This is a genomic window from Solimonas sp. K1W22B-7 (genome assembly GCF_003428335.1).
Lineage (GTDB): Bacteria > Pseudomonadota > Gammaproteobacteria > Nevskiales > Nevskiaceae > Solimonas_A.
The window spans coordinates 1,180,983-1,206,210 of record NZ_CP031704.1 but is presented as its reverse complement, the minus strand read 5'-3'; the positions used below and the strand labels follow the sequence as shown (position 1 = coordinate 1,206,210).

Here is a 25,228-nt window from a genome sequence, read left to right as displayed (position 1 = left end):
ACAGTATGACTGCCCTAGAACACTCCAGCCGTTCCGAGTTCATCCGCGTCCGCGGCCTGCGCTTCCATGTCCGCCGCTGGGGTACCCCCGGCCTGCCGCTGCTGTTCCTGGGCCACGGCTGGCTCGACGTCTCCGCCACCTTCGACCCGGTGGCGCGCCTGCTGGCCGAGCGCTGGCAGGTGCTGGCGCCGGACTGGCGCGGCTTCGGCCACAGCCAGTGGCCGCAGGACGGCTACTGGTTCCCGGACTATGTCGCCGACTTCGACGCGCTCGCCGACCACTATTCCCCGGAAACCCCGCTGACCCTGGTCGGCCACAGCATGGGGGCGCAAATCCTGAGCCTCTATGCCGGCCTGCGCCCGGACCGGGTCAGGCAGCTGGTCTGCCTGGACGGCCTGTTCCTGCCGGACATGCCGGCCAAGGGCTCGCCCCGGCGCCTGCTGCGCTGGGTCAACGAGGTCAAGGCGCCCGGCAAGGACAAGACCTACGAGTCCTTCGAATACCTGGCCTCGCGGGTGCGGGTGCAGCACCCGCAGCTGTCGGCCGAGAAAGCGCTGTTCATCGCCCATTGCTGGGGCCAGGAGGACGGCCGCGGCCGCATCCGGCTGCTGGCCGACCCCAAGCATCGCCTGAACAGCCCGCAGAACTACCGCTCGGCCGAGTCGGAGGCGGTCTGGGGGCAGGTCACCTGCCCCACCCTGTTCCTCGACGCCGGGCTGTCGCATTTCGGCAAGGCCATCGGCAGCCAGGAGCGGGCCCGGCGCCTGGCCTGCTTCCAGAACCGCCGGGAAGAGATGATCCCCGACGCCGGCCACATGCTGCATTTCGACGCACCGGAGGAGACGGCGCGCCGGATTGGCGAATTTTTGACCTGATTCAGAGGCTTCAAATGCTCGGGACCTATTACGGTCCGGAATCCCGGTCGGTATACTAGTCAGGATAGGCAGACCGAGGCCCTGTGCCGGTTCGACCCAGTCGCTCGTGCCTACTTTCAATATTCATCCTCTCAAGGGGCACTGTTCAATGAGTAATCAAGGCGTGGATCCGGACCGCCGCCGGTTCCTGACCCTGACCACGACGGTCGTGGGTGGCGTAGGTGTAGCGGCCGCGGCCTGGCCCTTCCTGGCGTCCCTCAAGCCGAGCGACCGCGCCAAGGCCCTTGGCGCCCCGGTCAGCATCGACATCACCCACCTCGAGGCCGGCCAGAAGCTGACGGTCGCCTGGCGCGGCAAGCCGGTCTGGGTGATCAAGCGCACCCCGGAGATGGTCGCCAGCCTGGCCAAGGTCTCCGGCAACCTGCGCGACCCGGGTTCCGATGAACAGCAGCAGCCGGAGTACGCCAAGAACGAGGCCCGCGCGATCAAGCCGGAAATCCTCGTCATGGTCGGCTCCTGCACCCACCTGGGCTGCTCGCCGACTTTCCGTCCGGACCACCCTGCAAAAGACATCGACTCGGCCTGGGAAGGCGGCTTCTACTGCCCCTGCCACGGCTCCAAGTTCGACCTTGCCGGCCGCGTCTACAAGGGCGTCCCCGCCCCGCTGAACCTGGCCGTGCCGCCGCACCGCTATGTGGACGGCAACACCATTCTCGTCGGCGAAGACCAGGGAGCTGCGTAATGGCGATCGTCCCCAATCCGTACAAGACGACCGGCTTCATGGGCTGGATCGATGACCGCTTCCCGGCGACCAAGCTGTGGCGCGATCATCTGACCGAGTACTACGCCCCGAGCAACTTCAACTTCTGGTACTACTTCGGCTCGCTGGCCATGCTGGTGCTGGTCAACCAGCTGCTGACCGGCATCTGGCTGGTGATGCACTACAAGTCCGACGCCGCGATCGCCTGGGACTCCGTCGAGTACATCATGCGCGACGTGCCCTACGGCTACCTCCTGCGCTACCTGCATTCCACCGGTGCCTCGGCGTTCTTCATCGTCGTGTTCCTGCACATGTACCGCGGCCTGATGTACGGCTCCTACCGCAAGCCGCGCGAGCTGATCTGGGTCTTCGGTGCCCTGATCTTCCTGGCGCTGATGGCGGAAGCCTTCGCCGGCTACGTGCTGCCCTGGGGCAACATGTCGTACTGGGGCGCCAACGTCATCCTCAACCTGTTCGGCGCCATCCCCGTGATCGGCAACGACCTGGTGATCTGGATCCAGGGCGACTATTTCCCGTCCGACGCCACGCTGGGCCGTCTGTTCTCGATCCACGTCATCTTCGTGCCGTTCGTGCTGGTCGCCCTGGTGGTCGCCCACCTGATCGCCCTGCATGAAGTCGGCTCGAACAACCCCGACGGCGTCGAGATCAAGAAGCACAAGGACCCCAAGACCGGCATCCCGCTCGACGGCATCCCGTTCCACCCGTACTACACCCTGAAGGATCTGGTGGGCGTGGGCGTGTTCCTGATCATCTTCCTGGGCATCGTGTTCTTTGCCCCGGATGGCGGCGGCTGGTTGCTGGAAAAGCCGAACTTCACCCCGGCCAACCCGCTGGCCACGCCGGAGCACATCACCCCGGCCTGGTACTTCGGTTCCTTCTACGCGATGCTGCGTGCGGTTCCGGACAAGCTGCTGGGCGTGCTGACCATGGGCGCTGCAGTCGTGATCATCTTCTTCGTGCCCTGGCTGGACCGCTCGCCGGTCAAGTCGATCCGCTACAAGGGCATCCTGTCGAAGACCGCGCTGTTCCTGTTCACGATCTCCTTCGTGGCGCTGAGCTACTACGGCATGCAGCCGCCGACGACGGTGGGCACCTGGGTTTCGCGTGTCGGCACGGTCATCTATTTCGCCTACTTCCTCCTGATGCCCTGGTACACCCGGGCAGAAAAGACCAAGCCCGAACCGGAGCGTGTAACCCATGCAGCGCATTAAGACCCTTCTGATCGCGGTCGCGCTGACGGCGGCGGCTCCTGCCTTCGCGTCGGGCGGCCATGCGCTGACCTACAAGTTCGAGCCCGACAGCAACAACATCCAGTCGGCCCAGCGCGGCGCGCGCAACTTCATGAATTACTGCTCCGGCTGTCATTCCATGAAGCACCTGCGCTATGGCCGCCTCGGCCAGGACCTGCACATCCCGGATGACCTGCTCAAGGCCAACCTGATGTTCACGACCGACAAGCCGGGTGAGCACATCGTCTCGTCGATGCCGGCGACGGAATCGGCCAAGTGGTTCGGCCAAGCTCCGCCCGACCTGACCCTGGAGACCCGCTACCGCGGCGCCGACTGGGTCTACAACTACCTGATGACCTTCTACGTCGACCCCAGCCGTCCGCTGGGCGTCAACAACCTGACCCTGCCGGGCGCGTCGATGCCGCACGTGCTGGCCGACCTCCAGGGCTGGCAGGTCAAGGTGGAAGAGCATGCCGCCGAGGGTCACGAGGAAGGCGGTCATGGTGGCCACAAGGGCCCCAAGTTCGAGCTGGTGCAGGCGGGCAAGCTGAAGCCGGAGGAATACAAGGCCTTCGTGACCGACACGGTCAACTTCATGCACTACGCCGCCGAACCGGCCCGCAATGCCCGTATCTCGCTGGGCTACAAGGTGATGCTGTACCTGTTCCTGTTCACCTTCCTGGCCTACCTGCTGAAGAAGGAGTGGTGGAAGGACGTTCACTGACGTTCTGAACCCCAAACGTTGTCTTTCGGCGCCGGTCATGTTCCGATACATGTCCGGCGCTTTTGTTTGGGCGCTGCCGTCTGGCTGATTCGATGACCCTCCGCGCCCGCAGCAAATACGTGATGGACAGCAAGCCCGCCCCGCGTGCCGGCCTGACGCTGTTCTGCAGCCGCGACAGCCTGGCCTGCCTGTGGACGCGCATCGTGCTGGCCGAGAAGGATGTCGACGGCGCGCGCATCGAGTGGATCAACCCCGGCAAGCCCAACCACGACCTGCTGGTGCTGAACCCGACGCTGGAACTGCCGACGCTGGCCGACCGCGACACCGTGATCCACCCGGCGCAGGTGATCAACGAGTACCTCGACGAGCGCTTCCCGCACCCCAAGATGAGCCCGCCCGACCCGGCGGCGCGCGCCAAGCTGCGCATGGCGGTGCTGCGCCTGGAGCGCGACCTGTTGCCGCTGGCGCAGCGCGCGATCTCCGACAAGGGCGCCGACGGCAAGACGGCCAAGCTGGCCCTGGCCGAGGCCCTGCTGGCCAGCCAGCGCATGTTCCCGGCGCGCGGCTGGTTCCTGGGACTGGACTACAACCTCGCCGACTGCGCCTGGGCCGCCCTGTTCTCGCAGCTGCCGCAGCTGAACCTGAAGCTCGGCGGCGATGTGCAGCCCTTGCTGCGCTACGCCGAACGCCTGCTGCACCGGCCCGCGGTGCGCAAGGCCCTCGCGGTCGCCTGAATCTCCGCTGGCGATCCCTTCCCCCGGGTCGCCAGGAAACTGGCTTCTGGACACCCCATGAAGTACCCCCAGGCACGCTTGCCAGCGCCGCCGCCGACCGCCAACATACCCGCATGACAACGCCGCGTTCCCGCCGTCCCTACCTGATCCGCGCCATCTACCAGTGGTCGGTGGACAACGGCTACACGCCGCACCTGCTGGTCCATGCCGACTACCCCGGCGTGATGGTGCCGCGCGAGCACGTGCAGGACGGCCGCATCACGCTCAACATCAGCCCCATGGCGATACAGAACCTGGGCCTGGAGCAGGAACCGATCTGGTTCTCGGCACGCTTCTCCGGCCGTTCCTTCGACGTGCAGGTGCCCAGCGGCGCGGTGCTGGCGATCTTCGCCCGCGAGAATGGCGAGGGCGTGGTGTTCGGCGAGGTGGAGCCGGCCGAGCCGCAGGGCGACAGCACTCCGCCGACAACCCCGCCCGAGCCGACGCGCCCCAAGCCGGGCCGGCCGCAGCTGCGCGTGGTGAAGTAGCTCCCACGGGAAGCAACGCGGCCGCCGCTGGCGCTCACGCCCTATCCGCGCTGTAATCGACGCAGCCACTGCATCCGATTTTCAGCACCCGCAAGGGATTGGGGAGAGTCGTGGAGTCCGTCAGCGTTCTCGCACAGATGCCGCTGTTCGCCGCGCTGGCCCCGGCTGCCCTGCAGCGGCTGGCGGACCAGGCCGAGCGCTGTGAACTGGGCAGCGGCGCCTCCCTCTACTCCGAGAACGACACCCCCGCCTGGTTCTACGTGCTGCTGCGCGGCCGCCTGCGCGTGACCTCGCGCGGCACGCTGCTGGGCTACATCAGCCGCGGCGAGCCGGTGGGAGAAATGGGCGTGGTCTCGGGCGAGCCGCGCAATGCCTCGGTGCATGCGGTGCGCGACAGCCTGCTGCTGCGCATTCCCGCGGCGGCCTTCCTGGACTTCCTGCGCAGCGAGCCCGAGGCGCTGCTGGACCTGACCCGGCTGGTGATCGCGCGCGGGCGCCAGTACCAGAGCCAGCGGCGCCTGGTGACCACCGGGCAGCGCGGCAGCTTCGCGGTGATTCCCGCCTCGCCCGGCGTGCCGGCGGTGCGCCTGGCCGAGGCGCTGGTGCAGCAGTTCTCCGGCTGGCCGCAGGCGCGCCTGGTGACGGCGAGCCATGTCGATGCCAACTTCGGCAGCGGTTTCGCGCAGACCGCGCTGGACGATGCCGCCGCCGGCGAGCGCCTGCGCGCCTGGCTGTCGGAACTCGAAGAGCGCCACGCCTACGTGGTCTACGCCGCCGACAACTTCGACGATCCCTGGTCGCTGCGCTGCCTGCGCCAGGCCGACCGCATCCTGATCCTGGCCGAGGCGCAGTCGCCGCCGCGCGACGTGCCGGTGCTGGACCAGTTGCATGCACAGGGCCTGATCGCACCGGTGGAGCTGGTGCTGCTGCGCGCGCAAGGCGAGCCCTCGCCGCATACCCTGGCCTGGTGCCGCGAGAGCTGTGCCCGCGCGCACTACTTCGTGCATCCCTGGGCACAGGACGAACTTGCGGCGCTGGCGCGGCAGATCACCGGGCGCGGCATCGGCCTGGTGCTGGGCGGTGGCGGCGCGCGCGGTTTCGCGCATATCGGCCTGGTGCGCGCGCTGGAGCAGCTGCAGATTCCGGTGGACGTCTGCGGCGGCACCAGCATGGGCGCCTTCGTCTCGGCGCTCCTGGCCTGCGGTTTCGACAGCGTGGAGATGGCGCAGATCGCGCGCGAAACCTTCATCGCGCGCAACTACCTCAACGACTACACCATGCCGCGTGTCTCGCTGATCCGCGGGCAGCGTTTCCTGAAGCGCCTGCGCGCGATCTTCGGCGAGCGCCGCATCGAGGAGCTGCGGCGCAGCTACTACTGCATCTCCACCAACCTCACCACCGGCGCCACCGTGGTCCACGACCGCGGCGAGCTGGCCAGCTGGGTCGGCACCAGCATGTGCGTGCCCGGCGTGGCGCCGCCGGTGGCCTGGCAGGGCGAGCTGCTCTGCGATGGCGGCGTGGTCAACAACCTGCCCACCGACGTCATGCAGAACCTGGAGCGCGGCACGATCATCGCCAGCAACGTCAGCAGCGAGGGCGAGATCCGCGCGCCCGGCGCCGGCGCCGAGGAGCCCGACCAGTCGGCGCTGCTGAACTGGAAGGGCGAACATCGCATCCCGCGGCTGTCGGAAATCCTGATGCGCAGCGCGACGCTGACCAGCGATACGGCGATCCAGCGTGCCTCGATCGAGCGCGCCGACGTCTACCTGCGCATGCCGATCCAGGACATCGGCATGTTCGACTGGCTGCGCCTGGAGGAACTGGTGGAGCGCGGCTACGAGTATGCGCTGGAGCAGCTGGGGCCGTTGCGGGACAAGCTGCCGCGGGCTTAGCTCCGGATGTAGGAGCGGCTGTTAGCCGCGAGCGCCGTTTGTCATGTTGACCGGCGATCGCGGCTAACAGCCGCTCCTACAAAAGCGAAAAGCTACACAGCCTCCGCCACCAACCCGTGATGCCGCAGCCTGCGGTCGATGCGCGCCATGGTCTCGGTATCGGCATGCGGGCGGTAGCCTTCGACGATGCGCAGGCATTCCTCGCGGCGCGCCTGCGGCAGGCGCCGCACCACGTCCAGCGTCGGTTCCCACTGCTCGCGCAGCAGCGCGGCGTAGGCGATGCGGCCCAGGGCCTCCGGCGGCAGCAGCGACACGGCGTCGGCCACGGCGTCGCGCGTGGCGTTCTCCATCCATTGCAGCAGCGAGATCAGCTCGGACCACAGTTCGGCTTCGTCGGCCGCGCGCAGGATGCGCCGCATCACCGGCGGCCGGCGGATCGCGTCCAGGTTGACCACCCGCGCCTGCACTTCCGGCGACAGGCAGGTCACCACCGGCAGGATGTCCTCCCACAGGTCTTCTTCCTGCGCGGCGTGGATGATGGCGTCGAGCACCGCGTCGCCCTGGCTGGCGGCGAGGTCGCCCAGCTCGCGCTTGAGCACGTAGCCGACGTGCGTCACAAGCGACAGGATCTTGGGCCACAGCGGCCGCCGCGCCGGGTCCAGCACCAGCAGGATCGCCTTGCGCACGCGCTCCGGCGGCAGCACGCGCACCAGGTGGTCCAGGCGGTTCTTGGACTCGACGTGGAACACGATCTGCATCAGCTCGCCCTCGTCGGCGATGGTGTCGGCCACCGCGCGCACGGCGTCGTCGGACAGGTACTCGACGAAACGGCCCATGGTCACGTAGTCGCCCCGCGACAGCATGGCCTGCGCCACGTCGACGATGCGCTCCACCGCCACCAGGCGGATCAGCTCGCGCGCGCGGCGCGGGTCCAGCCAGGCGGCGACGTCGGCCATGAAGGCGGGGTCCAGGCGCTGGGTGATCGCGGCCGCCTGCGGCGCCGGCATCTCGCCGGCGATGCGCGCGGTCAGCGCCGGCCCCAGCCACCAGCGCGCCAGCAGCACGATCAGCCCCGTCGGCAGCCAGCGCGCGATCGCTGCCAGCCGCCGCACCACGGCGCCCTGCTGCCGCGAGTAGCGCTCCAGCAACGCGATGCGCAGCTGGCGCAGCGTTTCGGAAGGCAGGGGTTCGAGGTAGGCGAGTTCGTCGGCGCCGCTGCCGGTGAGCAGCGCCAGCTTGAGCAGCTCGGCGCGGCTGGCGAGGCGGCTCACCGCTCGCTCCGCGGCCACAGCAGCGCACGCAGCGGCCACGGCAGCGCGTGTTCCAGCTCGCGGCGGCTGCGGGTTTCCAGCTCCTCGCAGCTGCGGCCGACCAGGGCCTCGAGCCGCGCGAAGTCGGCGTCGGAGAGCAAACCCAGCGGCGCCAGGCCGGCCGGGGGACGCCGCAGCTTCTGCGCCAGTCTTTGCAGGTCCTGCTCGGTCATCGCGGACGCTCCCTTGCGTACGGGGACAGTTCCGTTCTACCCCTGCGACGGCCCATCCGGCAAGCATTTGCCAGGATTGAGGATGCCCAGCGGGTCCAGCGTGCGCTTGAGCGCGCGCATGGTCTCCAGCGTGTCGGCGGCGATCTCCCAGCCGACGTAGTCGCGTTTCTCGATGCCCACGCCATGCTCGCCGGAGAGGGTGCCCTCCAGCGACAGCACCAGGCGGAACACGTCGTGCAGGCAGGCCGTGATCGCGCGCATCTGCGCCGGGTCTTCCGGGTCGGCCAGCAGATTGACGTGGATGTTGCCGTTGCCGGCGTGGCCGAAGTTGACGATGCGGATGGCATGGCGCCGCGACAGCTCGCGCAGGCCGTTGATCAGTTCCGGGATGCGCGTCACCGGCACCGCCACGTCCTCGTTGACCTTCTTCGGCGCGATCTTGCGCAGCGAGGGCGACAGCACCTTGCGGCAGGCCCACAGCGCCTCGGCCTCGGCAGTGGATGCGGCGGCTTTCAGTTCCACCAGTCCCTGCCCGCGCGCGGCGGCGCTCACCGCCGCCACCGCGGCCTCGAGGGATTCGGGACTGCCGTCGACTTCGATCAGCAGCAGTGCGCCGGTGCCGGGCGGCACGCCGGTGCGCTGGTATTCCTCGGCCAGGCGCACCGCCTCGCCATCCATCAGTTCCAGGGCACAGGGTGTTTCCGGCTGGCCCATGATGCGCGCCACCGCGCTGGCGGCGGCCGACACGTCGGCATAGCAGGCCCGCAGCGTGCGCCGCGCCTGCGGCTGCGGCAGCAGCTTGAGCGTGGCCTCGGTGATCACCGCCAGCGTGCCCTCGCTGCCGACCAGCAGGCGCGTCAGGTCGTAGCCGACCACGCCCTTGGTGGTGGTGCAGCCGGTCTTCAGCGAAACACCGGCGCCGGTCACCGCGCGCAGGCCCAGCACATTGTCGCGCGCGGTGCCGTACTTCACCGCGCGCGGCCCGCCGGCGCAGCAGGCCAGGTTGCCGCCGACGGTGGAATACCCGGCACTGGTGGGATCGGGCGCCCAGAACAGGCCGTGCTGCGCCGCCGCGGCCTGCACCTCGCCGTTGAGCGTGCCGGCTTCGCATTCGATCAGCCGGTCGCCCGGGGAGATGCGCAGGATGCGGTTCATGCGCTCCAGCGACAGCACGATGCCGCCATGGATCGGCACGCTGGCGCCGGTGGTGTTGGTGCCGCGGCCGCGCGTCACCAGCACCGTGCGGAATTCGTTGCAGGCCGCGACCAGGGCCAGCACTTCCTCGTGGGTCTGCGCGAACACCACCGCCTGCGGCAGCGCGGTGCGCCTGGAATTGTCGTAGCCGTAGGACAGGCAGTCGGCCGGGTCGGTCAGCAGGCGCTCGCCGGGGAAGACCTCGCCCAGGCGCCGCAGCAGGGCCGGCGCCAGCGACGTCACGGGCGTAGCCCTGAAATGTGATTTTCTATCACATTAAAATTATGGAGTTTTATAAATAAACTCAGCATGGCAGGAACCAGCTTACACGGCGTCGAAGGCCGCGGTGATCCAGTCGGGCTTGCCGCCGGCATCGAAGGCGACCACGTCGAAGCGCACCGGGCGGTTGCCGTGCCCGGGGTGGGTCACCAGGAACATCTGCGTCGCCAGCACGATGCGCCGCTGCTTGCGCGCATCGACCGATTCGGCGGCGGTGCCGTAGCCGGGATTGCTGCGGCTGCGCACTTCGATCACGGCCAGCGTGTCGCCGTGCAGCATCACCAGGTCCAGCTCGCCGCCGCGACAACGGTAGTTGCGTTGCAGCAGCTTCAGGCCGCGCTTCTGCAGCAGGCGCAGCGCGAGGTCTTCGGCCTCGGCGCCGGTCACTGCGCCGGGCCGACGACCGCCGCCGGCGTCTCCAGCAGCAGCAGGCTGTCCGGCTGGATCTCGGCACACTGCAAGCCGCGCCGCACCGCGCCGTTGGCGCCGATGCTGAGCAGGCCGGTCATGCCGGGCATGCGCGACAGCGTTGCGCCGGGACGCAGCGTCGCCGCGATCGCCTGGGCGTCGTAGCCGAAGGCGAACAGCCGCGGATCGCGCCGCTGCGAGGGCAGCTGCGCCGCCTCGGCGCGCTCCGCCGGGTAGGCCTGCGCGGACAGCATCCAGGGCATGTCGCAGAAGCGCATGCCGCCGGTGTCGTTGTCAGGGCGCCCGGCGTAGATCGCCGAGGTGGCGTACATCGGCAGGTCGCCGGCGAAGTAGAAGCGCAGCATGGAGCCGATCAGGCGCGCGTCGATCTGCCGCGCGACGAGGAACACCATGTCGATGTCGGTGCGCCGCCGCGCCGGCGGCACCGCGCCCGGCGCCAGCTTGGGACCGGCGTCCTTCTGCGCGCGCAGCAGCGTGCGCACGGTGGTGGAGAAGTCCTTCTGGCCGGCGGGATAGCGCGACACCTCCACCACCTGGCCGCCCAGCGCCTGGAAGCGCTGGCGGAAGGCCGCGTAGCTGCGTTCGCCCCAGTCGGAGGTGGGCACCAGCGCCACGGCGCGGCGAAGGCCCTGGCCGGCGGCGTGCTCGGCGGCCGTGCGCGCCTCGTCCTCCGGCGCCAGGCCGAACTGCAGGAAGCGCGACGGCGCCTGCTGGCTGTCGTCCAGGTAGTTCAGCGCCAGCACCGGCACCGCCGGCGAGCCCAGCTGCGCCATCGCGGCGACGCTTTCCTTGCGCAGCGGCCCGACGATCACCGCGGCACCATCCGTCAGGGCCTGCTGGTAGGCGGCCAGCGTGGCATCGGCACTGGCCGCGCTGCCGACGTCGTAGACCCGCACGCGCCCGGCGGCGCCGTTGCGGAAGTGCGCGGCGAGGTACCCGTCGCGCACCGCTTCGGCGCTGGCACCGAAGGAGCCGCTGAGCGGCAGCAGCAGCGCGGCACCGCCCGCGTTGACCGGCCCGGCGACCACCACCGGGGCCGTGCCTTCGGCCGCGGCCGGCACAGCCAGCGGCACGGTCTGCGCCACCGGCGCAGCCGGTTCGGTGCTGCCGAACAGCGCGCGCGCGCGCGCGGCCTCGATACGCGCCGCCAGGCCCGGCATCTGCTCGCTGGATGCCGGCAGGGCCTTGGCCGCCTCGAAGGGCAGGTTCTTCAGCAGCAGGCTCTCGGCGCGCAGCAGCTGCAGGCGGCCGAGCTTCTCGCCGGCCAGGGCATTGAGCGGGATATGCGCGGCCAGGGCCAGGGCGCGGTCGGCATCGCGCGCCGCCACCGCAGCCTCGGCCGACGCCAGCCAGAATTCCGCCGCCACGGCCGGCGGCTGCGCCAGCGCGGCGCGTTCGTAGGACCGGGAAGCTGCCGCATAGTCTCCGCGCAACCAGGCGTCACGCGCCTCGGCCAAACCCGGCGAGGGCCCCGGCGCACCCGGCAGCGCAGCGCTGTCGGCAGCCCCGGTACTGGCGCAGGCCGGCAGCAGCACCGTGGCCAGCGCGAGGAACAGCAGGGCACAGGTCGGCTTGGGCATGGGCTTGGGCATGTCGCCTCGGGGGGAACGATAATGGTGCGAATTATGACATGCAGTACTGAAAGGGTCTGTTGACAGCCCCTTATGGAGCCGCCCTTGAACCCTGCTGCCAGCGCCGTCCAGTCCGGCCACCTCTACGTCGTCGCCACACCGATCGGCAACCTCGGCGACCTGTCGCCCCGCGCCCTGGAGGTGCTGCGCGGCGTGGATGCCATTTGCGCGGAAGACACCCGCAACAGCGCCGGCCTGCTCAACCACTTCGGCCTGCGCAAGCCGCTGCTGGCCCTGCACGACCACAACGAGGAACAGGTGGCCGCCGGCCTGGTCGCGCGGCTCGCCGGCGGCGAATCGCTGGCGCTGATCTCCGACGCCGGCACGCCGCTGGTGTCCGACCCCGGCTTTCGCCTGGTGCGCGCCGCGCGCGAAGCGGGCCTGCCGGTGGTGGCCCTGCCCGGCCCCTGCGCCGCCATCGCCGCGCTGTCGATCTCCGGCATCGCCAGCGACCGCTTCCTGTTCGTCGGCTTTTTGCCGGCCAAGTCCAGCCAGCGCCGCGCGGCGCTGGAAGAGCTGGCGCCGCAGACTGCCACGCTGCTGCTCTACGAGAGCAGCCACCGCATCGCCGACTGTGCCGTCGATCTCGCTGCCGTGCTGGGCGACCGCCGCGTCTGCATCGCGCGCGAGCTGACCAAGCTGTTCGAGCAGAGCGAGGCCATGCCCGCGGCCGGGCTGCCGGCCTGGATCGCCGCCGACGCCAACCGCGAGAAGGGCGAGTTCGTGCTGGTGGTCGAGGGCGCGCCGCGCCAGCAGGCCACGGCGGCCGCCGACGTGGAGCGCATCCTGCGCGTGCTGGTGAAGGAACTGGGCGCCTCGCAGGGCGCCCGGCTGGCGGCGGAGATCACCGGCAGGAAGAAGCGCGAGCTGTACGAGATGTCGCTGGGTTTCGGTGGCGCGGCAGATGGGACGGGGAATCGTGAGGGCTGAGCGCGATTGCACTGCCCCTGCACCCTGTTCTTCAACATTTGCACCGGGTCTGCACCGGCCTTGCGCGGGCCGCTTCCAGAATGGGCCGATGCCTCCGAGGAGCGGCCCATGCAGACCGAAGTTCCATCCATACCCCCGCCGAGAGGCGGACGAATGAAAAGGCGGCGCGGGATCGTCGCTGCGCTGGCATCGATGGTCCTGGCGCTCGCCCTGTGGGCCTTCTGGCTGGAACCGGCAAGCCTGAGCACCCGCGAGCATTCCCTGGCGCTGCCGCGGTGGCCGCAGAGCTGCGACGGAGTGCGGGTGGCGGTGCTGGCCGACCTGCATGTGGGCTCGCCCTGGCAGGGCCCGGCGCAGTTGCGGAAGATCGTGCAGACCGTGAACGCGGCGCGGCCCGACCTGGTGCTGCTGGCCGGTGACTACGTGATCCAGGGTGTTGTCGGCGGCCGCTTCGTCACGCCGGAACAGATCGCCGCGGAACTGGCGAAGCTGTCCACGCCGCTGGGTACCTACGCCGTGCTCGGCAACCACGACTGGTGGCTGGATGGCCCGCGCATAACGCGGGCCCTGGAAGCAGCCAGAATCCCGGTGCTGGAGGACAGCGCTCGGCAACTGGCACGCGGCGACTGCCGCTTCTGGCTCGCCGGCATCGGCGACTTCTGGACAGCGAAACATGATGTGAAGCAGGCGCTTTCCGGCGTAAACGACGCGGCGCCCGTGGTGCTGTTCACGCACAACCCGGACCTGTTCCCGGAAATCCCCGCGCGGGTGACGCTGAGCATTGCCGGGCATACCCACGGCGGGCAGGTGCGCATTCCGGGCATCGGGCGGCCGGTGGTGCCCTCGCGTTACGGCCAGCGCTACGCGGCGGGGCTGGTGGTCGAAGAGGGGCGCCATCTGTTCGTCAGCACCGGGCTGGGCACCAGCATCCTGCCGGTGCGTTTCCTGGTGCCGCCGGAGATATCGATCCTGCGTCTCCAGGCGCAGCCCTGATTCCGTGCTCGCGACTATGGGAGGCCGCTGCAATCCGGTGGCGAGGGTCCCGCCGACAGGCCGCGCCGGCAGCACGAATTCCCCATCTAGTGGATACTAGGCGGTTCGAAGCCCCGCCCCTGCCATTGCCTGGTCTGGACAGCGCGCCTTTTCACAGCTGACGGAGTCATGCCATGGCCAAATCGACGTACATCATCAAGGTAATCAACAAGGGCCGGGAGAAGGACTACTTCGACTTCTGGAAGCGCAAGCTGTCTCAGAATGCCGCCGGCGAAGCACTGAACCCGGAGTTGGTCGGCTTTGCGGTACCGCAGGAAGCGCGGAACGCCGAGGAAGCCGTCGAACTGGTACGGCGCAAGCACCCCGGCCTGCAGGTCGACACGCAGGCGACCCTGCGGCAGGACTGACGCTCGCCGGGGCGGGACCTTGGCCGCGCTGATCGCGCGGACTAGCGCCCCTGTGAGCCGAACACCCGCTTGAGAAGTTCGCTGGTGCGCGCGGCCGGGTTCTGCCGGATGCGCGCCTCTTCCTCGGCGATGGTCGTGAACAGGCCCGTCAGCGCCTGCTCGGTGACATAGCTGTCGAGATCCAGGTTCTTCACGCCGGCCATCTTCAGCAGCGGCCCGTACGAGGTCGCCAGCTGCTTGTACTGCTGCGTCACGCCGACACGCTGCGTGGTGGTCTGCACGATGGGATAGACCTTGGCGTAGATCGACTCGCTGGTGGTGCGGCGGAAGAACTGCGTCGCGGCATCCGGGGAGCCGCTGAGGATGGCGCGCGCGTCCTGGATGCTCATCTGGCGCACGGCGTTGCCGAAGATGTCCGCCACCTGCGGCACCGCCTGCTCGGCGGCGCGGTTGAGGGTCAGGTGGAACTCGTCCACCACTTTCCCCTGCCCGATCTGGCGCAGGCCGCTCTCGAACCGGGCCATCGATGCCGGCAGCGGGATGCGCACCTGGGCGTTGTTCCAGTAACCGTCGCGGCGCCCCAGCTGGTTGATCGCCTTGGTCGTGCCCTGGGCCAGCGCCTCGCGCAGGCCGCCGATGATCTCGCCCTCGCCCAGTGCGGAAGACTGGCCGGCGGGCTGCTGGATCGCACCGAGCACCTGGCCGACGCCCTGCTCCCAGTCGGAGGTCGCGCAGCCGGTGAGCGCCAGCATCAGCGCCAAAGCGGGGAGTTGCTTGTGCATGCGGTTTTCCTTGAGGCGAGGCCGCGCTTCGGGCCAGGACCCAAGCCTAGCGCAAGTCGGGCGGCCCCGATGAAATGAAGCTCCTCACCGGCCCAGCGAGGTTTTATAGTCGGGCATGCGCCCACCGGAGCGAGCGTGATGGACAACCTGGAAACCATCGAGATCAAGGCCTTCCTGCCGGCGAAGGACTTCGAACTCAGCAAGCAGTTCTACCGCGACATCGGCTTCACCCTGGCCTGGGCCTCGGAAAGCCTCGCCTACCTGCATGCCGGCAAATCGAGTTTCCTGCTGTCGGATTTCTACACCCGGGAATTCGCTGAGAACCTGATGATGCATCTGCTGGTGGTGGACGTGGATGCCTGGTGGCGGCAGATCGACGCGCAGGATCTGCCCGGGCGCTATGGCATCACGGTGGCACCACCGGAGGATCGGGACTGGGGGCTGCGTGATTTCACGATGCATGATCCGTCGGGGGTGTTGTGGCGGATCGGGCAGTCGATAGAGCCGTAGGCTTTTCGCTTCTGTAGGGTGCGCATCGCGCACGCAGAGCAGGCTCGGCCAACATGAATGGTGCGCGATGCGCACCCTACAGACAGCCCCACGCCATCTGTGTCTTCCAATGGCTTGATAAGCGCAAGCGAATGCTTTTGATGTTCCGGGTTCCCTCGTAGCGGCGCCCGCACAGAGATCGGGCGCAGGGGCGAGCCGGACAGGATGTCCGGCCGGGCTACGTGACTATTTCCGCTTCATGTACTCGTTGAAATTGCCCATGTAGTCCTCAAGGTTCTCCTCGAGCATGGCGCGGAACTGCTGGGTGAAGTACTCAACCGTCTCCGGCTTGGCCTCCCGCATCTGCTCGGCGGATTCGAACCCACAGGCACTGACCCAGGCGCTGAACCTGGCCATGCCGTACATGAACGAGGCACTGACCTTGCCGCGGCCAATCTGGCTGCAGTGCTCGTTGGCGACATGGATGAAGGAGTCGGCACGATCGTAGAAGCCGGGATCGATGGGGTCTGTCATCTCAGAACTCCAGATCCAGCGCCCCGCACAGCCAGTCGCACAGCGGCACGACCTCGCGGTAGCGCTTCATCAGCAGCTGCGGCAGGCCCGGGGAGAGGATGTCTTCGTCGGACAAGGCCGTGCTGCCGATGAAGTCCTTGCGCTTGAGGTCCTCGATCAGTTCGTGGGTCGGGTCATAGCCCTTGGGCGGTCGCGACAGCGAGTCGCCACCCATCTCCCAGTGCTTGCGAAAGGCCGCTGAACGGGTCGCTTGCTTCCAGCTTGCCGGGTTGTTCAGCAGGTAGTTGCGGATGCGCGCGAGGCTCTCCGGCTGAGGGTGCCAGATGCCGCCGCCGGTGAAGCATTCCCCGGGCTCCAGGTGCAGGTAGAGCACCGGCGCGTCGAGCCGGCCCATCGCGGCGCTGCCGGCATCCCCGCGCTGCATCGCCTTGGTGGCGGCGTGGTAGAAGGTGATGCCCACGTGGGTCTTGTAGGGCGTCTTGTCCGTGGCGAAGCGCGTGTCGCGGTGGATGCGGAAGAGGGACCCGCCGACCGGCTTCGGGTTGGCGACGATCTGGGGGCTGAGCGACCGCAGCGGAGCCTCCATGTCGGCGATCAGCCGCAGCGCCGGCCCGCGTACCTGCTCCTCGTAGTTCGCCTTGTTGGCCTGGAACCACTCGCGGCTGTTGTTGCGCTTGAGCGCCTTGAGGAACTTGAACAGGTCCGGGGTGAAACAAGCCTGCTGTTTGGCCATGGCCTTGGAGCCCTTGGGAGAGTGATTTTTTCACCTTGCCAAGGCCGCGCGCCGGGCGCAAGTTGTCGGCACGAAATTCACGGGAGCGGGCCATGGGACAGAGCGTGCGCGAGCAGGTGTCGGCGGAGGAGTGGCAGCTGCGGGTGGACCTGGCGGCGGCCTACCGGCTGGTGGCCCTGTACGGCTGGGACGACCTGGTCTTCACCCATATCTCGGCGCGGGTGGCCGGCAGCGACGATCATTTCCTGATCAACCCCTACGGCTTCATGTTCGAGGAGATTACCGCCAGCTCGCTGGTGAAGATCGACCAGCAGGGCCGCAAGGTGATGGACTCGCCGCACCCGGTGAACCCGGCCGGCTTCACGATCCACAGCGCGATCCACGCGGCGCGCCACGACATCCAGTGCGTGATGCATACGCATTCGCTCAACGGCGTGGCGGTGTCGGCGCAGAAGGACGGCGTGCTGCCGATCTCGCAGCAGTCGCTGTTCGTGCTGTCTTCGCTGGCCTATCACAGCTACGAGGGTGTGGCGCTGAACGAGGACGAGAAGCCGCGGCTGGTGGCGGATCTCGGCGACAGGATCTTCTACATGCTGCGCAACCACGGCCTGCTGACGCTGGGCAACACCATCGCCGACGCCTTCCTGCAGATGTACATCTTCGAGGCCGCCTGCATGATCCAGGTGCGCGCCCAGGCCGGCGGCAGCGAGCTGATCCCGATCGCCAAGCCGATCCTCGACGGCATCCAGAAGCAGGTGCAGATGGTGACGCGGGGCTTGGGCGGGGCGCTGGCCTGGCCGGGGCTGCTGCGGAAGCTGGATCGGGTGAATCCGGGGTATGGGGACTGAAGTTCTGAGCAGCGTGGAGGGGCCCCAACGAAGTTGGGGATCTTAGCGTCGCGAAGAGCGCTTAAGAGTTAACCGCGCGCCCAATCATTAGCACCGGCGTAGGAACCAAAGATTGGAGAACCCCCTCTCCCGCTGGCGGGAGAGGGAATAAAAACCTTAGGGGTTCTTCGACTTCGAGGCTGCGGCCTTCTTCGCACCTTTCTCTGCCTTCTTCTCCTTCTCCATCTCGGCCGGCAAATTCGCCGCTTCGGCCTTGATCTCGTCGACCAGGGCCTTGCAGTCGTTGTCGTCGCCCAGGCCGAGTTCCACCGTCGGCAGCAACGCTGCCAGGGGGCCGATCAGCGCGCCCAGGGCCACCGCCGCGCCGCCGCGTACGGCCAGGCGCTCCCAGTCCGGGCGCAGGCGCGGATCGCGGAAGCTGCCGCCGATGGTGATCGGCGCGCGCAGCGAGGCGATGCCGAAGCGCTTGGGCTTGGTGTGGATGCGGTAGTCCAGGGTTTCGTCGCGCAGGTTGATGCTGCCGTCGCCCAGGATGTTGGCTTCGCCGGTATCCACCAGCAGCAGGCGCGTGTCGAGCAGGCCTTCCTTCATGCCGAAGTCGGCGATGGCGCAGCGCACATTGGTCTCCGAGGGCAGGCCGATGGCCGACAGCAGCGCCTTGCCGAACTCCAGGCCGGCCAGGTTCACCAGCAGGGCGCTGAGCTGCCCGCGGTTCATGTACAGCTTCAGTTCGCCGTCGCCGCTGCCGAGAATCTGCGCGGTGGAGTTGCCGTAGCTGTCCAGGCGCACGCTGCCGCCGATCAGTCCCGTGCCGTTCAGCGCCGGGTTGTCGCGCACCAGGCGCTTGAGGTCGATGCGGCGGAAGTCCATGTCGCCGACGAAGTGCACCACGTCGCTGTGGCCGTCCAGCTCGATGTTGCCGGCGATCTGGCCGTCGCCGACGGTGAAGCGCAGCGGCTTGAGCTGCAGCTCGCCCTCGCGCGACACCAGGTGTGCAGACAGGCTGTCGAAAGGCAGCTCGCTCTCGATGCGGTCGGCCTTGTACTCGATGTCCAGATCGGCGGCGCGCAGTTTCGGCAGGTTGATCGGCTGGTCCGGCAGCACGCGCTCATGCGCCTGGGCCTGTTCGCGCTCGGCTTCCTGCTGCGGGGTTTCGGACGCAGCCTCGTCCTTGCCCGGGGTGGCGCCGACGAAGCCGCCGAGGTCGGCCAGCACGACCTTCTTCGAATGCAGCTGCGCCGTCACCAGGCGCCGCTCGCGCCTGAGGTCCACCGCCAGCTGGCCCGACAGGTCGCTGTGGCCGACCGTGCCGCTGAAATCGCGGAAGCGCACGCGGCCCTGCTCGTAGTCGAGCCGGCCCTTCAGCTCATAGGCCGCGGTCGGCGGCAGCGGCACGCCGCTCAGGCCATACAGCGCCGCCAGGCTGTCACCGCGCAACCGCAGGTCCAGCTTGGCGCCGCCGAACTGCATCGGTTGCAGCAGGCTGCCCTTCAGGTCGATGCGGGTGTTGCCGTTGACCGCGTCGAACTGCACCGGGTAGGGCCGCTCGGGCTGGCGCAGGCCCAGCAGCGAACCGCCGATGAAGTGGGCCACGATCGGGGCGTCGTTGTATTGGCCCTCGGCATCGAGGTGAAGGCGCGGCTCGCCATCGGCTGCCGGCTCGGTACGGATGCGCAGGTCGAAGTCGGCCTTCAGGCGCGGCTCCAGCACGTGGACCCGGCCATTGCCGATCTGCAGCTGGGCGATCTCCAGGGTCCAGCGCGAGGGGCCGCTGTCTTCGTCCTTGCTGCGGTCCAGCTGCCAGTTGGGCTTGCCGGCGGCATCCGGCCGCAGGTCGGCCTCGATGCCGTCGATGCGGATTTCCTGCAGGTTGATCTCGCGCTGCCAGAGTCGCAGGGGATCGATGCGGATCGCCAGGCGCCCCACGGCGGCCATGCGGCTGTCGGCGGGAAATCCTTCGGGATTGGCCACCACGATGCCGTCGGCGGAGACCAGGGGATAGCGGCCGAGGTCCAGGTTGAAGCGCTGCAGCGTCACCGGACGGCCCAGCGCCGCCGAGGCCTGGCGCTCCACCAGGGGCCGGAACCAGTCCCAGTCCCAGATCAGCACCAGTGTCGCCACGGTCAGCAGCAGCAGCGACAACACGATCCAGCGGCTCTGGGGGCGTTTCTGCGTCATTGGAGTTTCAGCTTAATGCAGGCCGGCTCGGCAGCTCAGACCACCGCGCGGCGGCGGTGTTCCCGGCACTAGGCCCGCCGCCGCGCCAGGATCCAGGCCTGGGCGGCATGCAGGGGTAGCCACAGCGCCACCCAGTGCAGGTTCTGCTGCGCGCCCGGCAGGGCCGGCAGCAGCAGGGCCAGGGCGGCACCGGCCAGCACCATCAGCGCCACCCCCCGGCCGACGCGGCCCGGCAGGGCCAGGGCACGGAACTGCCCCCAGGCAGCCGGCAGCAACAGCAGGCACAAGGGGCTGAACAGCAGAAGGTTGAAGTTGCGCCACATTACCCAGTGGTCGGTCAGGAACCAGGTCGCCAGCAGGATCAGGCCACCGAGTCCGGCGGCGAGATTCAGCAGCAGCAGCAGGCTGCCCAGGGTCCAGCGGGCCGGCGCGTGGCGGCGCAGGCGCGACAGCAGCAGCAGGCCTGCGGCCAGCACCAGGCCGAGGCCGGCCAGCGGCAGGAGCAGCGCCGGCGGGCGCTTCGGTTCGGGATACAGCGTGCTGTCCAGCACGCTTGCCTCGCCGCGCAGCAGCGGCCGCTCGGCGCCGCCGGCATCGCGCAGGCGCACACTGCGCAGCGCTTCCATCAGCACCATCGGCACGAAGCTCTGCTGCCACAGGTCGATCGGCGCATCGCCGCCGCCAGCCATCACCGCGTCCATGCCCAGCAACAGCGGGCGCACCGGCGCGATCAGGCGGGTGGCCTCGAAGCGGTAGCTGACGCCGGTGGGCTTGCCCTGCATCTGCCGTTTGAGGTCGCCCCCCATGGCCCGGTCGATGGCGTCACGGACGCGCGTGGAGCAGTTGGAGCGGAAGTAGTCGTAGCGGTAGTCGGCGTTCTCGGGCCGGGCATTCCAGGCCAGGAAGGCCGCCAGCTCGCGGCGTTGCGCGGGTTCCAGGTCCAGCTCCTGGGCCTGCACCCAGCGGCCCTCGTGCTGGTATTGCGCGAGCGTGTCGGCCAGCGGCTCCACCGCCAGGCGGTACTGCATGTGGCCGCGCGCGAAGTTGAGGAAGAAATTCTTCTGGTGGAAGTCGAAGATGCCGTAGTTGTAGACCCGGTCCTCGCCGTTGGCGATGTCGCGCACCAGCAGGGCATTGTGGCCGAAGCGCTGCCAGTAGACCGGACCCGGCGAGAAGGTCAGCAGCATGATGGCGGGCGCGGGGCGCCCTTCCACGGCGGCCGGCGCAGTTTCCATGACCGGCTGTGCCTGCGCGGACGACAGCGCTCCAAGCGCCAGCATCAGCGCCAAGCCTAGACCTCGCAGGCGGTTCATGCCGGAGACAGGGTGACCTGGAACATATGGACCCGGCGGCTGTCGGCGCGCTGCACATTGAAGTTGAAGCGTTCGATGCGCACGCTCTCGCCGCGCTTGGGCATGTGTCCGAAGCGGTGCAGCACCAGGCCGCCGATGGTGTCGAACTCGTCGGTCGGGAAGTCGGTGCCGAAGTAGCCGTTGAAGTTCTCGATCGTGGTCAGCGCGTTGACCAGAAAGCGGCGCTCGTCCTGCTTGAGGATCAGCGCACCCTCGGCCTCGTCGTACTCGTCGTCGATGTCGCCGACGATCTGCTCCAGCACGTCCTCGATCGTCACCAGGCCGGCGACGCCGCCGTACTCGTCGGCGACGATCGCCATGTGGTTGCGCGACTTGCGGAAGTCCTTGAGCAGCACGTTGAGGCGCTTGGACTCCGGCACGAACACCACCGGGCGCAGCAGGCGCTGCATGTCGAAGGTGGCGGGGTCGAAGCCCTCCACGCTGGACGAGAATTTCAGCAGGTCCTTGGCCAGCAGGACGCCCAGCACCTCGTCGCGCGAGTCGCCGGTGACCGGAAAGCGCGAGTGGCCCGATTCGACCACCACGCCGAGGATGCGGTCCAGGCGCCAGTCGGATTCCAGCGTGACCATCTGCGCGCGCGGCACCATCACGTCGCGCACCTGGGTCTCGGCGCTGTCGAGGATGCCCTCGAACATCTCCTGCGCGTCGGCGTCGAGCAGCTCGCTCGCCCGCGCCTCTTCCAGAACCTCCAGCAGTTCCTCGCGCGTGCGCGGGCCGCCACCGAAGTTGTGGGTCACCCGACGCCACCAGCGCTGCAATGCAGTGCCGGCGCCGTCGGGCCTGGGACTGTGTTCGTCGTTATCGTTCATACGGATTGGCAAAGCCCAGACGCTTGAGAATACGGGTTTCCAGCGCTTCCATGCGCAGCGCCTCGGAGTCGCGCTCGTGGTCGTGGCCCAGCAGGTGCAGGCAGCCATGCACCACCATGTGCGCCCAGTGGGCGCGGGCCGGCTTGCCCTGCTCGGCGGCCTCGCGCGCCACGACCGGCGCACAGATGACCAGGTCGCCCAGCACCGGCAGGCTTTCCAGCTCCGGCTCGCCCTGGAAGGACAGCACGTTGGTGGACTTGTCCTTGCCGCGGTACTGGTGGTTGAGCTGCCGGGACTCTTCGTCGCCGACGATGCGGATGTTCAGCTCGCCCTTCTCGCGTCCGAGGGCGGCGAGTGCCCAGCCGCGCAGGCTCGCGGCGGCCGGAATGCCGGCGGCGGGGACCATGCGCTGGATGCTGATGTCGGCGCTCAAGCCTGGGTCTCCGTGCGCTGTTCGTACTGCTCGTAAGCATGCACGATTGCCTGGACCAGCGGATGACGCACCACGTCTTCCTTCTGGAAGCGGGTGAAGGAGATGCCCGGCGTGGTCGCCAGCACCTGCTCGGCATGGCGCAGACCGGACAGCTGGTGCTTGGGCAGGTCCACCTGGGTCATGTCGCCGGTGACCACTGCGACGCTGCCGAAGCCGATGCGCGTCAGGAACATCTTCATCTGTTCCACGGAGGTGTTCTGCGCCTCGTCGAGGATCACGAAGGATTCGTTGAGCGTGCGGCCGCGCATGAAGGCCAGCGGCGCGATCTCGATGACGCTCTTCTCGAGCAGGCGCGCAACCTTCTCGAAGCCCATCATCTCGTACAGCGCGTCGTACAGCGGGCGCAGGTAGGGATTGATCTTCTCGGCCATGTCGCCGGGCAGGAAGCCCAGCTTCTCGCCGGCTTCCACCGCCGGGCGCACCAGCACGATGCGGCGCACGCGGTCGCGCTCCAGCGCCTGCACGGCACTGGCCACGGCGAGGTAGGTCTTGCCGGTACCGGCGGGGCCGATGCCGAAGTTCATGTCGTTGCTGGCGATCGCCTTCAGGTAATTCTTCTGCTGCAGGCTGCGGCCGCGCACGACACCGCGCTTGGTGCGCACCACCACTTCGCCGGTGGCGCTGCGCTCTTCCTCGGCGGCCGCGGCATCCAGTTCCGGGTCGGGGCCATGCTCGGCCAGGGCCAGGTGGACGTGCTCGGTGGTGACGAGGTCGTCCTCGGTCTGCTCGAACAGATCGCGCAGCACCAGCTCGCCGCGGGCGATGTCGGGGCGCGCGCCGACCAGCTGGAAGCGGTTGCCACGGCTGCGGATCTCGATCCCCAGGCGCAGTTCGATCTGCCGCAGGTGGGCGTCGAAGGGGCCGTTGAGGTTGACGATGCGCTGGGCTTCGTCCGGCACCAGCTCCATGTCGAGCCGCGCCTGCACGGGTCCCTTCTTCATGCCGCCACCGTCTCGGCGGCGAGGCGCCCGCGCAGCGAGTTGGTCTGCATCTCGGTGATCTCGATGTCGACGAACTGGCCGATCAGCGATTCCGGCCCGTCGAAGTTGACCATGCGGTTGTGCGAGATGCGCCCGGCGATCTGGCCGCCGCCGCGCCTGGAGGGCTTTTCCACCAGCACGCGCTGGGTGCTGCCGACCAGGGACTGCTTGAAGGCGTCGTCGAGCTGCTGGATACGCTGCTGCAGCAGGTGCAGGCGGCGCGACTTCTCTTCCGCCGGCACGGTGTCGCGCAGGTTGGCCGCCGGGGTGCCGGGGCGCGGGCTGTAGTTGAACGAGAAGGCGCAGTCGAAGCCGCACTCCGCGATCAGGTCCATGGTGCGCATGAAGTCGTCTTCCGACTCGGTCGGAAAACCCACGATGAAGTCCGAGGACAGCGACAGGCCCGGCCGCGCGGCACGGATGCGGCGAATCTTCTCGATGTACTGCGCACGGGTATAGCCGCGTTTCATCATGCCCAGGATGCGGTCGGAGCCGGATTGCACGGGAAGGTGCAAATAGCTGGCCAACTTGGGTTCCTCGGCATAGGCCTCGATCAGCGAGTCGGTGAACTCGGCCGGGTGCGAGGTGGTGTAGCGGATGCGCTCGATGCCCGGGATCTGGGCGACGTAGCGGATCAGCAGGGCCAGGTCGCAAAGCTCGGCGGTATCGCCCATGCGGCCGCGGTAGGCGTTGACGTTCTGGCCCAGCAGGGTCAGCTCGCGCACGCCCTGCTGCGCCAGCTGGGCGCATTCCAGCAGCACGTCGTCCAGCGGGCGGGACACTTCCTCGCCACGGGTATAGGGCACCACGCAGAAGGTGCAGTACTTGGAGCAGCCTTCCATGATCGAGACGAAGGCGGTGACGCCCTCGGCGCGCGGCTCCGGCAGGCGGTCGAACTTCTCGATTTCGGGGAAGCTGACGTCCACCGCCGGCTTGCGCGAGGCGCGGGTGCTGTCCAGCAGCTGCGGCAGGCGATGCAGGGTCTGGGGGCCGAAGACGATATCGACCAGCGGCTGGCGGCTGGCGATGGCCTCGCCCTCCTGGCTGGCCACGCAGCCGCCCACGCCGATCAGGCGTGCGGGGTCGGCCTTCTTCCAGTCCTTCCAGCGGCCCAGTTCCGAGAACACCTTTTCCTGCGCCTTTTCGCGCACCGAGCAGGTGTTCAGCAGCAGCAAATCGGCCTCTTCCGGATTCTGCGTGCGCTCGTAACCATGTGATTTTGCGAGCACATCCGCCATTTTGGACGAGTCGTACTCGTTCATCTGGCAGCCGTAGGTAATCAGGTACAGCTTCTTGGACATCGCAGGAGGCACAGCCGGGAGGGACCCCGATTATACCGGAACCCCCTTTTCAACAGATTACAGTGGAAAACTGCCGATTCATGGCGATTCCCGCCGCTGTAAGTTTTTCAGGTGCCTTTCAGGAACTTATCCAGGTTGCCGGAGGCCGTGGCCTGCACTTTCCTGCGCAGGAAAGGGGTCCAGCCCAGCAGCAGGCCCGGGGCACCCAGGGCCTGGCGCGACCAGGCCCAGAAGTCGAAACGGTCGCGATGGGCCACGATCAGGCCATCGCGGAAGCTGAATTCGGCGTCGATGCGGTTGAGCACCATGCGGCCGGTGGCCGTGAAGCGATAGTGAGCGTCCCAATGCGCCCGGCCGCTGCGGTCGTCGGCACTGATGCCGCTGTAGTCCAGGCGCCAGGCGTCGGCACCCTTCTCGCGCACGCCCTTGCAGAGCATGGACCACATGCCGACGGTCTCGCGCTTGCCGTGCAGGGTGAAGACCTCGTCCTGGAACTCCACGTCGGGCGCGTAACACTGGGCCATGGTGTCGGCGTCGAGCGCGGCGAAGGCGCGGTAGAACTTCTCGATGGTTTCGGCGTTGCGGTGCATGGACGGCTCC

27 protein-coding genes are annotated in these 25,228 nt (G+C 68.4%); 12 read left to right on the top strand and 15 right to left on the bottom strand.

Annotation, left to right across the window (positions count from 1 at the left end; genetic code table 11):
• The first annotated feature begins 5 nt into the window (after positions 1-5).
• The 7 genes from D0B54_RS05635 to D0B54_RS05605 all read left to right on the top strand — a co-directional run bounded on the left by D0B54_RS05635 (position 6) and on the right by D0B54_RS05605 (position 6,762).
• Positions 6-875, top strand: a complete 870-nt coding sequence (locus D0B54_RS05635; protein WP_117290005.1) for an alpha/beta fold hydrolase — start codon at positions 6-8, stop codon at positions 873-875.
• A gap of 148 nt (positions 876-1,023) precedes the next feature.
• Positions 1,024-1,617, top strand: a complete 594-nt coding sequence (gene petA / locus D0B54_RS05630) for a ubiquinol-cytochrome c reductase iron-sulfur subunit (RefSeq protein WP_117290003.1) — start codon at positions 1,024-1,026, stop codon at positions 1,615-1,617.
• The gene (locus D0B54_RS05625; protein WP_117290001.1) at positions 1,617-2,867 is read left to right on the top strand and encodes a cytochrome b; all 1,251 of its coding nucleotides are present in this window, start codon (positions 1,617-1,619) and stop codon (positions 2,865-2,867) included. The genes petA and D0B54_RS05625 overlap by 1 nt, the downstream gene beginning before the upstream one ends.
• Positions 2,854-3,609 (top strand): cytochrome c1, encoded by a 756-nt coding sequence (locus D0B54_RS05620; RefSeq protein WP_117289999.1) that lies wholly within the window; start codon positions 2,854-2,856, stop codon positions 3,607-3,609. Before D0B54_RS05625 ends, D0B54_RS05620 begins: the two co-directional genes overlap by 14 nt.
• 92 nt (positions 3,610-3,701) lie before the next feature.
• Positions 3,702-4,343 (top strand): glutathione S-transferase N-terminal domain-containing protein, encoded by a 642-nt coding sequence (locus tag D0B54_RS05615; protein ID WP_117289997.1) that lies wholly within the window; start codon positions 3,702-3,704, stop codon positions 4,341-4,343.
• A 113-nt stretch (positions 4,344-4,456) separates the two neighbouring features.
• Complete coding sequence (locus D0B54_RS05610; protein WP_117289995.1) at positions 4,457-4,870, top strand: ClpXP protease specificity-enhancing factor; 414 nt, start codon at positions 4,457-4,459, stop codon at positions 4,868-4,870.
• Between the two features lie 110 nt (positions 4,871-4,980).
• Positions 4,981-6,762, top strand: a complete 1,782-nt coding sequence (locus D0B54_RS05605) for a patatin-like phospholipase family protein (RefSeq protein WP_205527284.1) — start codon at positions 4,981-4,983, stop codon at positions 6,760-6,762.
• A gap of 92 nt (positions 6,763-6,854) precedes the next feature.
• Here the strand turns inward: D0B54_RS05605 and D0B54_RS05600 are convergent, their stop codons facing one another.
• From D0B54_RS05600 to D0B54_RS05580, 5 genes are all read right to left on the bottom strand, one after another.
• Positions 6,855-8,033 (bottom strand): hypothetical protein, encoded by a 1,179-nt coding sequence (locus D0B54_RS05600; protein WP_117289991.1) that lies wholly within the window; start codon positions 8,031-8,033, stop codon positions 6,855-6,857.
• Positions 8,030-8,245, bottom strand: a complete 216-nt coding sequence (locus D0B54_RS05595) for a hypothetical protein (RefSeq protein WP_117289988.1) — start codon at positions 8,243-8,245, stop codon at positions 8,030-8,032. The genes D0B54_RS05600 and D0B54_RS05595 overlap by 4 nt, the downstream gene beginning before the upstream one ends.
• A gap of 36 nt (positions 8,246-8,281) precedes the next feature.
• Positions 8,282-9,682: an FAD-binding oxidoreductase gene (locus tag D0B54_RS05590; RefSeq protein ID WP_117289986.1), complete on the bottom strand. Its 1,401-nt coding sequence runs from the start codon at positions 9,680-9,682 to the stop codon at positions 8,282-8,284.
• An 81-nt stretch (positions 9,683-9,763) separates the two neighbouring features.
• Complete coding sequence (locus tag D0B54_RS05585) at positions 9,764-10,105, bottom strand: YraN family protein (RefSeq protein ID WP_117289984.1); 342 nt, start codon at positions 10,103-10,105, stop codon at positions 9,764-9,766.
• Positions 10,102-11,739 carry a penicillin-binding protein activator gene (locus D0B54_RS05580; protein ID WP_117289982.1) on the bottom strand — a complete coding sequence of 546 codons (1,638 nt, stop codon included), beginning with the start codon at positions 11,737-11,739 and terminating at the stop codon, positions 10,102-10,104. Before D0B54_RS05580 ends, D0B54_RS05585 begins: the two co-directional genes overlap by 4 nt.
• Before the next feature lie 72 nt (positions 11,740-11,811).
• On the opposite strand from D0B54_RS05580, the gene rsmI reads away from it, so the two are divergent.
• The 3 genes from rsmI to D0B54_RS05565 all read left to right on the top strand — a co-directional run bounded on the left by rsmI (position 11,812) and on the right by D0B54_RS05565 (position 14,108).
• A complete protein-coding gene (rsmI, locus tag D0B54_RS05575) occupies positions 11,812-12,708 on the top strand; it encodes a 16S rRNA (cytidine(1402)-2'-O)-methyltransferase (RefSeq protein WP_117289980.1) in 897 nt (298 codons plus the stop codon).
• Between the two features lie 153 nt (positions 12,709-12,861).
• Complete coding sequence (locus D0B54_RS05570) at positions 12,862-13,701, top strand: metallophosphoesterase (RefSeq protein ID WP_117289978.1); 840 nt, start codon at positions 12,862-12,864, stop codon at positions 13,699-13,701.
• Positions 13,702-13,874: 173 nt separating this feature from the next.
• Positions 13,875-14,108, top strand: coding sequence for a hypothetical protein (locus D0B54_RS05565; RefSeq protein ID WP_117289976.1), 234 nt, complete (start codon positions 13,875-13,877; stop codon positions 14,106-14,108).
• Between the two features lie 41 nt (positions 14,109-14,149).
• Here D0B54_RS05565 and D0B54_RS05560 read toward each other — a convergent pair whose 3' ends face one another.
• Positions 14,150-14,890 carry a DUF4197 domain-containing protein gene (locus D0B54_RS05560; RefSeq protein ID WP_117289975.1) on the bottom strand — a complete coding sequence of 247 codons (741 nt, stop codon included), beginning with the start codon at positions 14,888-14,890 and terminating at the stop codon, positions 14,150-14,152.
• Between the two features lie 138 nt (positions 14,891-15,028).
• On the opposite strand from D0B54_RS05560, the gene D0B54_RS05555 reads away from it, so the two are divergent.
• On the top strand, positions 15,029-15,400 hold the full coding sequence (locus D0B54_RS05555) for a VOC family protein (RefSeq protein ID WP_117289973.1): 372 nt from the start codon (positions 15,029-15,031) through the stop codon (positions 15,398-15,400).
• Between the two features lie 225 nt (positions 15,401-15,625).
• Here the strand turns inward: D0B54_RS05555 and D0B54_RS05550 are convergent, their stop codons facing one another.
• Both D0B54_RS05550 and D0B54_RS05545 read right to left on the bottom strand, forming a co-directional pair.
• A complete protein-coding gene (locus D0B54_RS05550; protein ID WP_117289971.1) occupies positions 15,626-15,913 on the bottom strand; it encodes a DUF3144 domain-containing protein in 288 nt (95 codons plus the stop codon).
• A gap of 1 nt (position 15,914) precedes the next feature.
• A complete protein-coding gene (locus D0B54_RS05545) occupies positions 15,915-16,646 on the bottom strand; it encodes a DUF2461 domain-containing protein (RefSeq protein WP_117289969.1) in 732 nt (243 codons plus the stop codon).
• A gap of 92 nt (positions 16,647-16,738) precedes the next feature.
• On the opposite strand from D0B54_RS05545, the gene D0B54_RS05540 reads away from it, so the two are divergent.
• Positions 16,739-17,494: a class II aldolase/adducin family protein gene (locus D0B54_RS05540; RefSeq protein ID WP_117289967.1), complete on the top strand. Its 756-nt coding sequence runs from the start codon at positions 16,739-16,741 to the stop codon at positions 17,492-17,494.
• Positions 17,495-17,650: 156 nt separating this feature from the next.
• On the opposite strand, the gene D0B54_RS05535 is transcribed toward D0B54_RS05540, so the two are convergent.
• From D0B54_RS05535 to D0B54_RS05505, 7 genes are all read right to left on the bottom strand, one after another.
• The gene (locus D0B54_RS05535) at positions 17,651-19,672 is read right to left on the bottom strand and encodes an AsmA family protein (RefSeq protein WP_117289965.1); all 2,022 of its coding nucleotides are present in this window, start codon (positions 19,670-19,672) and stop codon (positions 17,651-17,653) included.
• 68 nt (positions 19,673-19,740) lie between these two features.
• Positions 19,741-20,985 carry an Lnb N-terminal periplasmic domain-containing protein gene (locus D0B54_RS05530; protein WP_117289963.1) on the bottom strand — a complete coding sequence of 415 codons (1,245 nt, stop codon included), beginning with the start codon at positions 20,983-20,985 and terminating at the stop codon, positions 19,741-19,743.
• On the bottom strand, positions 20,982-21,854 hold the full coding sequence (locus D0B54_RS05525) for an HlyC/CorC family transporter (RefSeq protein ID WP_117289961.1): 873 nt from the start codon (positions 21,852-21,854) through the stop codon (positions 20,982-20,984). The genes D0B54_RS05530 and D0B54_RS05525 overlap by 4 nt, the downstream gene beginning before the upstream one ends.
• Complete coding sequence (ybeY, locus tag D0B54_RS05520) at positions 21,844-22,260, bottom strand: rRNA maturation RNase YbeY (protein ID WP_205527355.1); 417 nt, start codon at positions 22,258-22,260, stop codon at positions 21,844-21,846. Before ybeY ends, D0B54_RS05525 begins: the two co-directional genes overlap by 11 nt.
• A gap of 23 nt (positions 22,261-22,283) precedes the next feature.
• Positions 22,284-23,288 carry a PhoH family protein gene (locus D0B54_RS05515; protein WP_117289957.1) on the bottom strand — a complete coding sequence of 335 codons (1,005 nt, stop codon included), beginning with the start codon at positions 23,286-23,288 and terminating at the stop codon, positions 22,284-22,286.
• Complete coding sequence (gene miaB, locus D0B54_RS05510) at positions 23,285-24,628, bottom strand: tRNA (N6-isopentenyl adenosine(37)-C2)-methylthiotransferase MiaB (RefSeq protein ID WP_117289955.1); 1,344 nt, start codon at positions 24,626-24,628, stop codon at positions 23,285-23,287. The genes D0B54_RS05515 and miaB overlap by 4 nt, the downstream gene beginning before the upstream one ends.
• A 107-nt stretch (positions 24,629-24,735) precedes the next feature.
• Positions 24,736-25,218, bottom strand: a complete 483-nt coding sequence (locus D0B54_RS05505; protein ID WP_117289953.1) for a nuclear transport factor 2 family protein — start codon at positions 25,216-25,218, stop codon at positions 24,736-24,738.
• Positions 25,219-25,228 lie beyond the last annotated feature (10 nt).